The organism is Streptomyces sp. NPDC001796, from assembly GCF_042892355.1.
Classification (GTDB): domain Bacteria; phylum Actinomycetota; class Actinomycetes; order Streptomycetales; family Streptomycetaceae; genus Streptomyces.
The window spans coordinates 44,948-59,660 of the sequence record NZ_JBIAUC010000012.1; the positions used below are offsets into that span (position 1 = coordinate 44,948).

Annotated in this window: 13 protein-coding genes; 11 read left to right on the forward strand and 2 right to left on the reverse strand. The window is 71.4% G+C overall.

What is annotated here, in order from left to right; genetic code table 11:
* The first annotated feature begins 9 nt into the window (after positions 1–9).
* Both ACFYZE_RS23515 and ACFYZE_RS23520 read left to right on the forward strand, forming a co-directional pair.
* Positions 10–1,611 (forward strand): MFS transporter, encoded by a 1,602-nt coding sequence (locus tag ACFYZE_RS23515; RefSeq protein ID WP_388997374.1) that lies wholly within the window; start codon positions 10–12, stop codon positions 1,609–1,611.
* A 143-nt stretch (positions 1,612–1,754) separates the two neighbouring features.
* Complete coding sequence (locus tag ACFYZE_RS23520) at positions 1,755–2,945, forward strand: acyl-CoA dehydrogenase family protein (protein ID WP_388997377.1); 1,191 nt, start codon at positions 1,755–1,757, stop codon at positions 2,943–2,945.
* A 43-nt stretch (positions 2,946–2,988) separates the two neighbouring features.
* On the opposite strand, the gene ACFYZE_RS23525 is transcribed toward ACFYZE_RS23520, so the two are convergent.
* Positions 2,989–3,426: a cell division protein SepF gene (locus ACFYZE_RS23525; protein WP_388997380.1), complete on the reverse strand. Its 438-nt coding sequence runs from the start codon at positions 3,424–3,426 to the stop codon at positions 2,989–2,991.
* A gap of 300 nt (positions 3,427–3,726) precedes the next feature.
* Between ACFYZE_RS23525 and ACFYZE_RS23530 the strand changes: the two genes are divergently transcribed.
* Positions 3,727–4,914, forward strand: coding sequence for a DUF5685 family protein (locus ACFYZE_RS23530; RefSeq protein WP_388997383.1), 1,188 nt, complete (start codon positions 3,727–3,729; stop codon positions 4,912–4,914).
* Between the two features lie 130 nt (positions 4,915–5,044).
* Positions 5,045–6,331: a nitrate- and nitrite sensing domain-containing protein gene (locus tag ACFYZE_RS23535; RefSeq protein WP_388997386.1), complete on the forward strand. Its 1,287-nt coding sequence runs from the start codon at positions 5,045–5,047 to the stop codon at positions 6,329–6,331.
* Here the strand turns inward: ACFYZE_RS23535 and ACFYZE_RS23540 are convergent.
* Positions 6,291–7,247: an ABC transporter substrate-binding protein gene (locus ACFYZE_RS23540; RefSeq protein WP_388997389.1), complete on the reverse strand. Its 957-nt coding sequence runs from the start codon at positions 7,245–7,247 to the stop codon at positions 6,291–6,293. The genes ACFYZE_RS23535 and ACFYZE_RS23540 overlap by 41 nt on opposite strands.
* 418 nt (positions 7,248–7,665) lie before the next feature.
* Between ACFYZE_RS23540 and ACFYZE_RS23545 the strand changes: the two genes are divergently transcribed.
* The 7 genes from ACFYZE_RS23545 (at position 7,666) to ACFYZE_RS23575 (ending at position 14,629) form a co-directional block, all read left to right on the forward strand.
* Positions 7,666–8,514: an amino acid ABC transporter permease gene (locus ACFYZE_RS23545; protein ID WP_388997392.1), complete on the forward strand. Its 849-nt coding sequence runs from the start codon at positions 7,666–7,668 to the stop codon at positions 8,512–8,514.
* A complete protein-coding gene (locus ACFYZE_RS23550) occupies positions 8,511–10,268 on the forward strand; it encodes an FAD/NAD(P)-binding protein (protein WP_388997395.1) in 1,758 nt (585 codons plus the stop codon). Before ACFYZE_RS23545 ends, ACFYZE_RS23550 begins: the two co-directional genes overlap by 4 nt.
* A gap of 33 nt (positions 10,269–10,301) precedes the next feature.
* The gene (locus ACFYZE_RS23555) at positions 10,302–11,249 is read left to right on the forward strand and encodes an LLM class flavin-dependent oxidoreductase (RefSeq protein WP_388997398.1); all 948 of its coding nucleotides are present in this window, start codon (positions 10,302–10,304) and stop codon (positions 11,247–11,249) included.
* Positions 11,250–11,388: 139 nt separating this feature from the next.
* Positions 11,389–12,171 (forward strand): DUF1684 domain-containing protein, encoded by a 783-nt coding sequence (locus ACFYZE_RS23560; RefSeq protein WP_388997401.1) that lies wholly within the window; start codon positions 11,389–11,391, stop codon positions 12,169–12,171.
* 226 nt (positions 12,172–12,397) lie between these two features.
* Positions 12,398–13,303: a S1 family peptidase gene (locus ACFYZE_RS23565; RefSeq protein WP_388997404.1), complete on the forward strand. Its 906-nt coding sequence runs from the start codon at positions 12,398–12,400 to the stop codon at positions 13,301–13,303.
* 173 nt (positions 13,304–13,476) lie between these two features.
* Positions 13,477–14,397 (forward strand): slipin family protein, encoded by a 921-nt coding sequence (locus tag ACFYZE_RS23570; RefSeq protein ID WP_388997731.1) that lies wholly within the window; start codon positions 13,477–13,479, stop codon positions 14,395–14,397.
* A gap of 61 nt (positions 14,398–14,458) precedes the next feature.
* The gene (locus tag ACFYZE_RS23575) at positions 14,459–14,629 is read left to right on the forward strand and encodes a hypothetical protein (RefSeq protein WP_388997407.1); all 171 of its coding nucleotides are present in this window, start codon (positions 14,459–14,461) and stop codon (positions 14,627–14,629) included.
* Positions 14,630–14,713: the final 84 nt, after the last annotated feature.

The following is a 14,713-nucleotide window of genomic DNA, read 5'->3' on the forward strand; positions in this document are numbered from 1 at the left end:
GGTACGTACATGTCCGGGACGACCACGGCCGCCGCTCGGCTGCGCCGTAGGACGGCCGGGGCGGGTGCCAACCGCTGGGTCGTGCTCGTCGTCCTCTGTGTGAGCCTGCTGCTCGTCGCCCTCGACGCGACCGTGCTGCACGTGGCGATGCCCGCTGTCACCGAGGACCTCAAGCCCGGCGCGATCGAACTGCTCTGGATCGTCGACATCTATCCGCTCGTCTGTGCCTCGCTGCTGATTCTCTTCGGCACGCTGGGTGACCGGATCGGCCGCAGACGCGTCCTGCTGCTCGGCTACGCACTCTTCGGTGTCGCCTCCGGCGTCGCCGCCCTCGCCCACGACGCCCAGGTACTGATCGGGGCCCGGGCGCTGCTCGGCGTGGGCGGCGCGATGATCATGCCGGCGACGCTGTCCATCCTGCGCCAGGTGTTCCCCGACCGGCGCGAGCGGGCGCTGGCGATCGGCATCTGGAGCGCGGTGGCCGCCGTGGGCGCGGCGGTCGGTCCGCTGCTCGGCGGCTTCCTGCTCGAGCACTTCTGGTGGGGCTCGGTCTTCCTGATCAACATCCCGCTGATGCTGGTCAGTCTGCCGGTCGGACGGCTGCTGCTGCCCGAGTCGAGGGGCGAGCGGGACGGCCCGTGGGACGTCGTGGGTGCGCTCATGGCGGCGGGCGGTCTCTTCGGGCTGGTGCTCGGAGTTAAGCGGCTCGGCGGCGGTGAGCCGCCGTTCGGCCCGGTCACACTGCTGCCGCTGCTGGTGGGAGCGGTCCTGCTGGTGGGTTTCGTACGGCGGCAGCGACGCCGGGCACACCCCCTGGTGGACCTGAGGATGTTCGCGCGTCCGGCGTTCAGCACATCGGTGGGGTGCATCGTGCTGGCGATGCTCGCGCTGGTCGGTCTGGAGCTGATCGCGGCGCAGTACCTGCAACTGGTGCTGCGTCTGTCGCCGCTGCAGACGGGCCTCAGGCTGCTGCCGCTGACGTTCGCGGCGATGGCGGCGGGCCTGGTGGGCGCCCAGCTGCTGCACCGGTTCGGCCCGCGCCGGATGGTCGCCGTCGGCTTCTGCCTCACGGCCGGGGCGGTGCTCCTGCTGACGGCGATGGGCGCGGAGGACGACCCGGCACTGCTGCTGTCCGGTTTCGTCCTGCTGGGCTTCGGACTGGAGACCACGCTGTTCGCGGCGTACGAGTCGATGCTGAGCGAGGCGCCGCAGGAGCAGTCCGGTGGCGCGGCGGCGATCGGCGAGACGTCGTACCAGCTGGGCGCGGGCATCGGCATCGCGCTGCTGGGCAGCGTGATGAACGCGGCGTACGCGCCCGGGCTGTCCTCGGTGCCAGGAGTCCCGGCGGGGGCGTCACGGGCGGCGGGGCACTCGCTGGGGGAGGCGTACGAAGTGGCGGACCGGCTGGGCGGTGCGCGGGGGGCCGCACTGCGCCACGCCGCGCGGGACTCCTTCGTGCACGGTCTGCATGTGACGCTGCTGGTGAGCGCGGGGCTGTTGCTGCTGGGGGCGTTGATGGCGGTGAGGCTCCCGAGGGTGATGCACTGTGAGGCGTCTCCGGTCGGGGTGCCGACATCGCGCGAGGCCGCCGACACCCGCGTCTCGGCGTAACCGGTGCGCTGCCCACCCCTGGGCGACGAGGTGCCCGGGGGTGTCCGGCCCGGTACTGGACGTGGAGCGCACCGCGACGTAGCGTCGGCCCCGTCCAACCCTGGCTAGCGCTGTTAGTTTTCAGTGTCACGGAGGCTGCCCCCATGACCGCGTCCTCGACGTTGCCGCCCTTCGACCCGGCCGACCCGCTGGGGATCGACGACCTGCTGGACGCCGAGGACCGCGCCATCCGCGACACCGTACGGACCTGGGCGGCGGACCGCGTGCTGCCCCACGTCGCCGACTGGTACGAGAAGGGGGAGCTGCCCGGCATCCGCGAGCTCGCCCGTGAGCTGGGCGGCATCGGCGCCCTCGGTATGTCCCTCAGCGGCTACGGGTGTGCGGGAGCCGGCGCCGTGCAGTACGGGCTCGCCTGCCTGGAACTGGAGGCCGCGGACTCCGGCATCCGGTCCCTGGTCTCCGTGCAGGGCTCCCTCGCCATGTACGCCATCCACCGCTACGGCAGCGAGGAGCAGAAGCAGCAGTGGCTGCCGCGCATGGCCGCCGGGGAGGTCATCGGCTGCTTCGGGCTCACCGAACCCGACCACGGCTCCGACCCGGCCTCGATGCGGACGTACGCCAAGCGCGACGGCACCGACTGGGTCCTGAGCGGCCGCAAGATGTGGATCACCAACGGCTCCGTCGCCGGTGTCGCCGTCGTGTGGGCGCGCACCGACGACGGCATCCGCGGGTTCGTCGTCCCCACCGACAGCCCGGGCTTCTCCGCCCCGGAGATCAAGCACAAGTGGTCCCTGCGCGCTTCCGTCACCAGCGAGCTGGTCCTGGACGACGTACGGCTTCCCGCCGACGCCGTACTCCCCGGTGTCGCCGGACTCAAGGGACCGCTCAGCTGTCTCTCCCACGCCCGCTACGGGATCGTGTGGGGTGCCATGGGGGCCGCCCGGTCGTGTTTCGAGGCCGCCGTGGAGTACGCGAAGAGCAGGGAACAGTTCGGCAGGCCCATCGGAGGGTTCCAGCTCACCCAGGCCAAGCTCGCCGACATGGCGGTGGAACTGCACAAGGGGATTCTGCTCGCCCACCATCTGGGGCGGCGCATGGACGCCGGCCGGCTGCGTCCCGAACAGGTCAGCTTCGGCAAGCTCAACAACGTCCGCGAGGCCATCGAGATCTGCCGCACCGCGCGCACGATCCTCGGCGCCAACGGGATCTCGCTCGAGTACCCCGTGATGCGGCACGCCACCAACCTGGAGTCGGTGCTCACCTACGAGGGCACCGTCGAAATGCACCAGCTCGTGCTGGGCAAGGCGCTCACCGGGCTCGACGCCTTCCGGTGACCCGGAGCCCGGGAGCGGGCAGGGCCGGTGGGGCGGCCCTGCCTCAGCTCTGGTTGAAGAAGCCGTCGGCGCTCCGGCTCGCGGCGTCGCCGCTGACGATCTCCGTGTGCGCCGGGGTCAGCAGGAAGACCCTGCTGGAGACACGGTCGATCGAGCCGCGCAGACCGAAGATCAGCCCGGCCGCGAAGTCCACCACGCGCTTGGCGTCGCCCGGCTCCATGTTCGTGAGGTTCATGATGACCGGGACCCCGTCCCGGAACAGCTCGCCGATGACCCGGGCGTCCCGGAAGCTGTCCGGGGTGACCGTGCCGATCCGGCGGCCCTTCTCCTCCGCCGTGTCGGAGGCGACCTTGACGCGCGGGTCGGTCACCCAGGCGTCGCCGTGCTCCTGGTCCTCGGCGTAGTCGTCGTCGTAGTAACGCTCGTCATCGTTGTCGTCGACGAGGCCGAGCCAGGCACTCGCCTTGCGCACCGATCCCATGGACGCCTCCTCTCACAGCGGTCTTTTTCATGCCTTCCGCAACCCCATGGTCGTCCATGATGCGGATGTGGCGCCAAGGGGATAGACGCCGCGCGGGGGTTTCGTGACGGTACTGGTGCACAGCGGATCCGTCGAGAGGCCGTGTGCCCCAAGAGTTCGGGCTCAGACGCCTGCTGACTATGAGTGAAATACGATTTGTCGCGGCGTCCGGGTGACGACGGGTGCGTACGGGTGAACGGAGTGGCGGATAATCTGCCGCAGCTCGACATCGTACGAGCCACGGGGGAACGGGGGAGTGTCGTGTTCGGAATGGTCCGGCCCTGTCGTCACCGGCTGAGTGAGGGCCTGAGGGCCCAGTGGACGGCCCACTTGTGCGGGCTGTGTCTCGCGCTGCGCCGGGACCACGGGCAGCTCGCGCGCGTCGTCACCAACTACGACGGCCTGCTGATCTCCGTTCTGACGGAGGCTCAGGCCGAGCGGACCGCCGGCCGGCGGCGCACCGCCGGTCCCTGCCCGCTGCGCGGCATGCGCACCGCGTCCGTCGCGCGGGGCGAGGGGGCACGGCTCGCGGCCGCCGTGTCGCTGGCGCTCGCCTCCGCCAAGGTGCGCGACCACATGGCCGACCGGGACGGGCTGCGGGCGCGCGCGCCGGTGGCGTTCGCCGCGCGCCGGTTGGCCGCGAACTGGGGCAGGGCAGGGGCCCGTACCGGCTCCGACATCGGCTTCGACACAGCCGTGCTGGTGGACGCCGTGGACCGGCAGGTGGGCATCGAGGCGCTCGCCGGGCCCGGCACCCCCCTCCTGGCCGTCACCGAACCGACCGAGACCGCCACCGCCGCCGCCTTCGCGCACACGGCGGTCCTCGCCGGGCGCCCCGGCAACGCCGCACCGCTCGCCGAGGCCGGCCGGCTCTTCGGGCGGCTCGCGCACCTGCTGGACGCCGTGGAGGACCGGGAGGCGGACGCCGCCTCGGGCGCCTGGAACCCGCTGACGGCCACGGGTACCTCACTGGAGGAGGCCCGTCGCCTCGCCGACGACGCGTTGCACGGGATACGGCTCGCGCTGCGCGACGTCGCCTGGCGATCCGGGGTCTGCACGGAAGGACACAGCGCCGATGGGCGGCTCGCGCACGTCCTGCTCGTCCACGAACTGCGGCGCTCGGTGGACCGGGCCTTCGGCACCGAGTCCTGCGGGCACGACCCCCAGGGCGCCTTCGGGCCACCGCGGCAGGACGGCCCGCACACCACGGAGGACCTCTCGAAGCCCGGCAAGCGGGGCTTCCTGGCCGGCTGCGCGGTCGCCGCGGGACTGTGCTGCACCTGCCAGGCGTGCTGCGCCGACGAGTTCGAAGGACCGTGGTCGCGGAAGAGGCGAGAGGGATGGTGCAACAACTGCGACTGCGATTGCGGCGATTGCGGCGACTGCTGTGAGTGCTGCGGCAACTGCTGCTCCTGCGGCGACGGATGTGACTGCGGCTGCGACTGCTGACGTCCATTACGTAAAACAGGCACGTGATCCGGTGACCGGTGTGCCGTGGAGATCGTTGGCCGGGAGCAGAACGATTTTCTGCCCCTCCGACCATTCGTCCTCCATATAAGGCACTTAAGGCACTTCATCAGTGGACGTCACACCCCCCACCACCCGCGCCAGGCTGCTGAGGTTTCTCGTCCTCGCCCTCGCCGTCCTGCTCGCCCTGCTCGGCGCGGCCGCCGCCCAGCAGATCTCCGACCACCGCGACGCGGCCGCCACCGCCGACCACGCCCGGCTCGAGAGCGCCCTCCAGGGGCTCGTCCACGAGCTGCAGAAGGAACGCGGGCTGACCACCGGATACGTCGGCGGCGTACGGCAGTTCGGCGCGAAGCTGCCCGCGCAGCGCAGAGCCACCGACACCGCCCTCGCCCGGCTCGAACGAGAGCTGCGGGGCCGTGACGATGCCGCCGCCGCCTCTGTGCGCGAGTCCCTGGGACGGCTCGGCGGGCTCACCGCGATCCGCCGGCACGCCGGCGACGGCACCGGGACCTTCCAGAAGACCTTCGCCTTCTTCAGCACCGGCATCACCGTCCTCGACCGGCTCGAGCTCGGCCTCGACGACGTGCACGACGTGCGGCTCCGGGCCGCCTGCCAGGCGCTCGACATCCTCGGCGACGCCAAGGAGTCCGCCGACGAGGAGCGCGCCATCGTCCTGGGCTCGGTGCGCGCCGGACGGTTCCGCGGCGACGACTACAACCGCTTCCTTCAGCTCCGCGCGGCCAGGCTCGCCGCCCTGGAGAGCTTTCCGCGCTCGGCCACCGCGGCCCAGCGACGGCGCCTCGACGCTGCGCTCGGCACCCCCGAGGCCCAACGCGCCCTCGCCTACGAGAGCGTCGCCGTGCACGCGGACGGCCGCCTCGCCACGGCCGCCATTCCCCCGATGGGCTGGTGGGAGTCCATGACCTCCACCGACGACGGACTGCGCGCGGTGCAGGTCTCGCTCGGCAAGGACGTCGAGGAGCGCGCCGCCGCACTTCAAAGCGCCGCCCAGCGCGATCTGCTGCTGTTCGTGCTGTTCGCGTTCGGCACCGTCGCCGCGCTCGGCCACCTCGCCCTCGACTGCGTCCGATCCGTCTCGACTCCGCTCGCCGTCCTGGCTCAGCAGGCACTGGAGGTGGCCGCCACACAGCTGCCGCGCGCCGTCGCCGCCGGGCGGCGCGGCACGTGGGTCGAGCACCCCGGCCCGCCCGCACCGCTCGCGGTGCCCGGCCGGGCCGGGGCCGAGGTGCTCCATGTCGCCGAGGCGTTCGACCGCGTGCAGCGCGTCGCCTTCGACCTCGCCACCGAGCAGGTACTGCTGCGCCCCGCGCCCCTTGGCGACGGGGCGGAACCCGTCAGTTCCTCAGCTCCGGAGGCGAGACCCGCGACGTGCTGATCGCCGAGTCCGTCGTCCCCCACTTCTTCAGGATCTTCTCGTACGTTCCGTCGGCGATCAGATGGTTCACCGCGGCCTGGAACGCCGCTGCCAGCTCCGTGCCCTTCTTGAAGGCGAAGCCGACGTCGAGGCGGTGATATTCGTTCAGGAACTTCAGACCCGGTTGCTGGGCGACCGCGTACCGCAGGCCGTTGATCGTCGACATCACCACATCGCTGCGGCCCTGCTGCAGGGACGACCACAGCGCGCCCGAATCGCTGTACGTCTGCACGCCGTAGGCATTCTTGCCCGCGTCCGTGCAGACGTGCTTGTTCTCCTCCAGCGTTGCCTCGAAGGTCGTGCCGGCGCCGGTCGCCACGTTCAGCCCGCACAGCTGCTTCAGATCGGTGATCTTCGTGAGGTCGCTGTCCTTGCGGGCGGCGAAGCCCTGGCCGTCGTTGATGTAGGTGACGAAGTCGATCGTCTTGCGCCGCTCGTCGGTGACACCGAAGTTGCTCGCCCCGAAGTCGTACTTGCCGCTGCCGAGCGCCGGCAGGATCGCCTCGAAGCTCGCCGGTTCGAGCTTCAGCTTGATCCCGAGCGCCTTGGCGACGGCGTTCGAGAAGTCGACGTCCTGCCCGACGAGCGTCTTGCCGTCGTCCAGATAACTGGTGCCCGGCAACTGGCCGGAGACGGCGACCCCGACGGTGAGCTCGTGCACGCCCGCAGGCAGCAGCTTGGCGGCGGGCTCGTACGCCTTGACGGCCGACACGACGTCCGCGGCCGGGATCTTCCCGGTCCCGGCCGCGGCCCGGGCATCGGCACCTCCGGATCCGGACGTGTCGCCGGAACCGCACGCGGTGAGCGACAGAGCTGCCGAGACAGCAAGGGCGAAGGGGGTGAAAAGCCTCTTGTTTGTACGTGTCAACGTACGCATGGGTCAGCGGTCTCCTGAGAGCGGAAGTGACAGCGCGCGAGGGAACGCGAAGAGGGGAGGGCGCGTGTGAAGGCGTGGAAAGCGCGTGGGCGAACGCGGAAGAGGCCCTGCGGATCAGGGCGTACAGGGCGTCAAGGCGTGCAGGGCGTCAGCTCAACAGGAACAGGACCACACACGACCGAAGTCGATGTGGGAGCGGGTGACCAGCCGCTGCTGTGGGCGCATGTGTCAAGTGGAACAGGCATCCGTTTCCCCGTCAACCGACTTGAGACGCATGGCTCACAGTGTGGACGGCCTTGACAGCGCGGGGAAACGGCCACGTACGCTCAGGGCACGGTCCTGCTGAGGGGCTCGACCGTACAGCGCCTGTGTGAAGGCACCCACCCGTGTTCGACTCGACGTATCACGGAGCCTTCGCATGTCCTCCGAGACCCTCGCCAAACCGGCCGCGGCAGCCGAAGAAGCCGCACCCCCGCGTCTCGTCCCGCGACGCCACCTCGGTCAGTGGGCCGCGGCCCTCGTGGTCCTGGTCCTGCTCGGTTTCGCGCTCACCTCCATCGTGCGCAACGAGGCGTTCCAGTGGGACGTCGTCGGCGCCTACTTCACCTCCACCGCCGTCCTGCGCGGCCTGTGGCTGACCCTCTGGCTGACCGCGGTCGTCATGGGCCTCGGCTTCGCCCTGGGCGCCCTGCTCGCCGCGGCCCGGCTTTCCGCCAACCCCGTGCTCAAAAGCGTCAGTTGGGGTTACGTCTGGCTGTTCCGCTCGGTGCCGATCCTGGTGCAGCTGCTGTTCTGGTTCAACATCGGCGCCCTGTACCCGCACATCCTCGGCGTGAAGACCGTGAACCTGTTCGACCCGGTCACCGTCGCCGTCGTCGGCCTGACGCTGCACGAGGCCGCGTACGCCGCGGAGGTGGTGCGCGGTGGCATCCTCTCGGTCGACCGGGGGCAGATCGAGGCCGCGCAGGCGCTCGGACTGGGCCGGTGGCAGCGCTGGTGGCGGATCGTGCTCCCGCAGGCGATGCGGTCCATCGTCCCGCCGGCCGCGAACATGCTGATCGGCACCCTCAAGGGCACGTCCATCGTCAGCGTCATCGCCGTCCAGGACCTGCTCTACTCGGCGCAGCTCATCTACCACCGCACCTACCAGGTCATCCCGCTGCTGATGGTGGCCACGCTCTGGTACGTCGTCGTCACCTCGGTGCTCAGCGTCGGCCAGTACTACGTGGAGAAGCACTACGCGCGCGGTGCGGAGCGCACACGATGAGCGGTGACCGACCTTCGCTGGTGATCGTGGGGGCCGGACCGCGGGGGACCGGTTTCCTGGAGCGGATCGCCGCCAACGCGCCCGCCCTCTACGCCGGTTCCGAGCTGGACGTGCACCTGGTGGACCCGTATCCGCCCGGCGGCGGACGCATCTGGCGCGAGGCGCAGTCACCGCTGCTGTGGATGAACTCGCACGCCGAGGACGTCACCATGTTCACCGACGAGACGGTGACCATGGCGGGCCCGGTGCGCGAGGGCCCCACCCTGCACGAGTGGGCGGGCGTCGACGGGCGTGTGTTCGCCGACCGGCAGCGGCAGGGCGCGTACCTGCGCTGGGTCTACGAGCAGACGGTCGCCGCGCTGCCGCCCGGTGTCCGCGTCCACCACCACCCCCGCCTCGCCGTCCGGGTCGACGGCCCGCGCGACGGTCGGCAGCGGGTCTGGCTGGAAGGGCGGGCCGAGCCGCTGACCGCCGACCTCGTGGTCCTCACGCTCGGCCACCTCGACGCCGAACTCGACGACGAACAGCGCGTGTTGGCGTCGTACGCCCGCACGCACGGCCTCGTCCATCTGCCACCCGACTTCACGGCCGACAGCGACCTGTCACCGCTGAAGGCCGGCGAGCCGGTCCTCGTCCGCGGGTTCGGGCTCGCCTTCGTCGACCTCATGGTGCTGCTCACAGAAGGGCGCGGCGGACGGTACGAGGGGGACGCGTACGTGCCTTCGGGACGCGAACCGGTCCTGTACGTCGGCTCCCGGCGCGGCGTGCCCTACCACTCCAAGATCGGATACGACTGGACGGGAGAGCGGCCGCCGCTGCCCCGGTTCTGCGGGCCCGCCGAGGTCGACGCGCTGCTCGCGCGCCCCGAGGGCTTCGACTTCCGGCGCGACGTGTGGCCGTCGGTCGAGAAGGAGCTGGGCTTCGCCCACTACCACCGGCTGTTCACCGCCCATCCCGAGCGCACCACGGTCGCCTGGAGGGACTTCGAGGAGAAGTACGCCGTGGCGGACGCGGCCTCGCTGCCCGCGCTCGTGGCCTCCGCCGTCCCCGACCCCGCCGACCGGCTCGACCTGCGCGCCCTCGACCGTCCGCTGGACGGGGTGCGCCACGCCTCCTTCGACGACCTCCAGGACGGTCTGCGCCGCCACATCGAGGCCGACCTGGCCCGGCGCCACGACCCCGCCCACAGTCCGGACCTCGCGGTCTTCCTCGGGCTTCTCTCCGTCTACGGCCAGCTGGTGCGGCTCGGCGACATCGGACCCTGGTGGCACGGCTTCTTCAGCTATCTGGCCTCCGGTCCGCCCGGGCCACGACTGCGGCAGATGCTCGCGCTGTCACGCGCGGGCGTGCTGAAGTTCCTCGGCGCCGACATGACCGTCACCGCCGAGGACGGCGTCTTCCGGGCGTCGAGCGGCACCGTGCCCGGCGCGTTCGTCGAGGCCCGCGCGCTGGTCGAGGCGCGGCTGCCGCACCCCACGGTCGAGCGCACCCGCGACCGGCTGCTGCGGGAGCTGCACGCGGACGGCGCGGCCGCCACCGCCGAGGGACTGCTCGCCGTGGACCCCGCCGACGGGCGCGTCCTGGACCGCTCCGGCCGCCCGCATCCCCGGCGCTTCGCGCTCGGCCCACATACCGACGCCCGGGGTTCCGGCGCGTTCACCAGGCCCCGCACGGGCGGGCCCGCGTTCCGGCAGAACGACGCGGCGGCACGGGCGGCACTCACCTTCCTGCGCGACCCGTCGACGGCGCTGTGACGCCCCATCAGCCACAGAAAGGTTTCACTCGAGATGACCCCATCGCACGGCCGGGGGCTGTTGCACCTGGCCGCCGCCGTCGACCAGCGGGAGGCCCGTAATGTCGACCGCCATGTCGAGGCGGTACGGCTCGCGGAGCGCGGCGCGCTCGACTTCGTCACGCTCGGCGAGCACTCCGCCCGGCCCGGCCCCCACGGTCCCGCGGCTCCGGGCCCCGATGCGCTCGCCGTGCTGCACCGCGCCGCGCCCGCAACCCGCCGTATCGGCCTGGTGCCCAGCACGTCCGCGGAGCCGTCCCGTGTCCGGGCGGCTCTCGCGACCCTGGACCGGGACAGCGGCGGGCGGGCGGGCTGGTACCTCGACCCGGCGGTGACCGAGGCGGACACCCGGCTCCGGGACGGGTGGGAGGACTCCGGGTCGCCGCAGGGCCACCCGGTCCGCGTCGCCGACGCCACCGACCCGGGCACCCGTACCGACGTCGCCCGTCGCGCCGACGTGGCCCTCGCCCGCGTCACGAGCCCCGCGCAGGCCGCTGCCGTACGCGACGAACTGCGGGACGCGGCGCGCGAGTCCGGCCGCGAACCGGACGCCCTTCGCCTCCTGGCGAGCCTCGTCGTCGACCTCGGCGACGGCGAACACGTGGCCGAACCGGGATGGGGGTCCCCGCTGTTCGAGCGAAGCCGAGAACTCGGGGGAGGCGGGGGCGGACCCCGGCAGACCGCGCACGGCCCCTTCTACCGCGGCGGGCCCGTCGACCTGGCCGAACTGATCGCCCACTGGCACACGGCCGGTGTCGTCGACGGCTTCCACCTCACGCCCGCCGAGCCGGGCCGTGACCTGGAGCGGCTCGTCAACGGCACGGTCGCGCTGCTCCAGCACCGCGGTTTGTTCCGCACCTTCTATCCGGGCAGCACGCTCAGGGAGCACCTGGGCCTGCCGCGGCCCGCCCACCGGTACGTCGTGACAGGGGGAACGTCATGACGCCGCGCTCCGGGCGAGGTTCCTCCGAGCAGGGGGTTCCTCCGATCGGGCGCCGCCGATGGGTTCTTCCTCGTACCGCATCCCACCACGCTGCGCTCGCACCCCGGGCGCACGTGTCCCATATGGAAGGGTTGACCACATGACGACGGACGCATCCGACGAGTGGAAGCAGTGGCACGAGCACCGCACCGCGCAGGTGTCGGAGCCGTACGGGCCGCTCGCGTTGACCGGTACCTACTGGCTGGAGGATTATCCGGACGGTCAAATTCCGGACATTCCCGGGCGGTGGACGGACGACGGAGACGCGGTGGCACTGACGGCCGGCGAGGCCGACGGACTGACGGTCGACGGGCGGCCCTTCACCGGTGAGGTCCGCCTGGACGCCGATGCCGGGCCGGTGAGCGCGGCCCGCGTCGCGGCCGGCGAGCGCCGCCTGGTCGTCCTCGCCCGCGAGGGTGTGTGGGGCCTGCGCGACTACGACCCGGCCGCCCCGGCACGCCGGGACTTCCGGGGCATCGACGCCACGCCCCACGATCCGCGCTGGTCCGTCGAGGGGCACTTCACCCCGTACGGGGAGAGCCGCACCGTACGCGTCGAGAACGCCGACGGACGTCACCGCGGGCTCGGCCTCGGCGGGGTGCTCGCCTTCACCCTCGACGGACAGGACCTGACCCTCCAGGTGTCGGTCGAGGGCGACGGCTCGCTGTGGGCCGTGTTCGCCGACGCCACCAGCGGGGACACCAGTTTCCGCTTCCGGTTCCTGCGGCCGCCCGCGCCCGACGCCGAGGGGCGCACGACCGTGGACTTCAACCGCGCGCTGCTGCCGCCCTGTGCCTTCGCGGACCACTTCGTCTGCCCCTTCCCGCCGCCGGGCAACACGCTGGGCGTCGCGATCGAGGCGGGGGAGCGTGCCCTGCTGTAGACACAAGGCGTCACCAGGCCGCTGTCAATCCCTGTGGGCCCTGGAGAGGTTAAAGACTTCACGGCCGAAAGGCGCCCTTGCGTCCTTCGGCCAGGCGGCCGAATACTCCCCCACAGCGCTTGTCAGGGGCACGGCGTATTCGGAATCCGGATGACCGGCCCCCGGCTGCGACTCACGGGCCCCATCCCCACGTGGGCCCCCGACTTCCCTTGGAGGGGAACGACAAGTGAGGTTCAAGCGCACCAACCCCACGAGCGGCCTCGCGAGACGGACCCGGCTGATCGCCGTGGCCACCGGACTCCTGGCCGCGGCCGCGTTCACGGTCCCCAGCGCGAACGCGAGCAACGCACCGACCTTCAGTGCGAACCAACTCACCAAGGCGAGCGACTCGGTGCTCAAGGCCGACGTCCCGGGCACCGCCTGGGCCGTCGACCCGAACACGAACCGCGTCGTCGTCACCGTCGACAGCACGGTCTCGAACGCCGAGATCGCCAAGATCAAGCAGGAGGCCGGCGGCGACGCCGCCGCCCTCACGATCAAGCACACCCCGGGCAGGTTCAACAAGCTGATCTCCGGCGGCGACGCCATCTATGCGAGTAGCTGGCGCTGCTCGCTCGGCTTCAACGTGCAGGACAACAGCGGGAACTACTACTTCCTGACCGCCGGTCACTGCACCGACGGCGCGGGCACCTGGTGGTCGAACTCCTCGCACTCCACCACTCTCGGCACCACGGCCGGCTCCAGCTTCCCCGGCAACGACTACGGCATCGTGCGCTACACCAACAGCTCGGTGACCAAGTCGGGCACCGTGGGCAGCGTGGACATCACGAGCGCGGCCACGCCCTCCGTCGGCACCACCGTCTACCGCCGAGGCTCCACCACCGGCATCCACAGCGGCCGCGTCACCGCGCTCAACGCGACGGTCAACTACGGCAACGGTGACGTCGTCTACGGCCTCATCCAGACCACGGTGTGCGCCGAGCCCGGCGACTCCGGCGGCCCGCTCTACTCCAACAGCGGTGTCGCCTACGGTCTGACCTCCGGTGGCAGCGGCGACTGCACCTCCGGCGGCACGACCTTCTTCCAGCCGGTCACCGAGGCCCTGAGCGCCTACGGCGTCCACGTCTACTGACGCCGAGGACCTCCATGCCGGCACACCCGCACGGCTGACCTGCATCCGGCAGCAGGCGAGCCCTCGCACGCAACCCGCGTGCGGGGGCTCGCGCTTGCCGCGTCCCGGGTCTACCGTCGAGACAGGCACCGAGCACGCACCTGATGCGCCCACTTCGGACCCTGGGGGCCGGCATGGTCGAGGAGCTGGTGGCGGCGGGGGCGGCACTCGCGTCCGCCGGGGCCGTCTACGCGATGGCGGCGGTCCGGGTCGTCAAGCAGTACGAGCGGGGAGTGGTGTTCCGCCTCGGGCGGCTCAGGCCCGAGGTGCGGGGACCCGGGCTGACGCTGGTCGTGCCGCTCGTCGACCGGCTCCGCCGGGTCAACATGCAGATCGTGACGATGCCGGTGCCCGCGCAGGAGGGCATCACCCGGGACAACGTCACGGTCCGGGTGGACGCCGTGGTGTACTTCCGGGTGACCTCCCCGGCCGACGCGATCGTCCGGGTCGAGGACTACCGGTTCGCCGTCTCCCAGATGGCGCAGACCTCGCTCAGGTCCATCATCGGCAAGAGCGAGCTGGACGACCTGCTCTCCAACCGGGAGAAGCTCAACCAGGGGCTGGAGTTGATGATCGACAGCCCGGCCGTGGAGTGGGGCGTCACCATCGACCGCGTCGACATCAAGGACGTGTCGCTGCCGGAGACCATGAAACGGTCCATGGCCCGGCAGGCCGAGGCCGACCGCGAGCGGAGGGCCCGCGTCATCAACGCCGACGCGGAACTCCAGGCGTCGAAGAAGCTGGCGGAGGCGGCGCAGCAGATGGCCGAGACGCCCGCCGCGCTGCAACTGCGGCTGCTGCAGACGGTGGTGGCGGTGGCCGCCGAGAAGAACTCGACGCTGGTCCTGCCCTTCCCGGTGGAGTTGCTGCGGTTTCTGGAGCGGGCACAGCAGCCGGTGGCGGGCGTACCGCAGCAGGCGCCGGCGGCACCGGAGACGGCCGAGTCATCGATGCAGGAGCAAATCCCGTCCGCGGTCACCGGCTTGAACCAGAAGCCCCAGGGGGCGAAATCCAGCCAGGACCAGACCTCGCGGCCCGGGGGCTTCCGGCAGTGAGCCGTGAGACCTGCGATCACCTCTCTCGGGTCACCGGGGAGTGATCCGGCAAGGGGGGACGATGGATTTCCTGATCGGCATTCTCCTGATCGTGTTCGGCGCACCGCTTGTCGGGATCGTCGGCCGATGGATCGAGGGAGCCGGCCGCGAGGGCCTGGGCAGGACCATCTCCGTCGGCGGGTACCTGGGGGTGCTCGGCGTCGCGGCGTGGCTGATCATCGGGAGTTTCTGAGCCGCGTTCACGCCGTTGCGGTCGGGGTGTCTCTCTCCCGGCGGGCTCGCGATTCGTAGGCGGGTGACCGTATCTTCGCAAGCT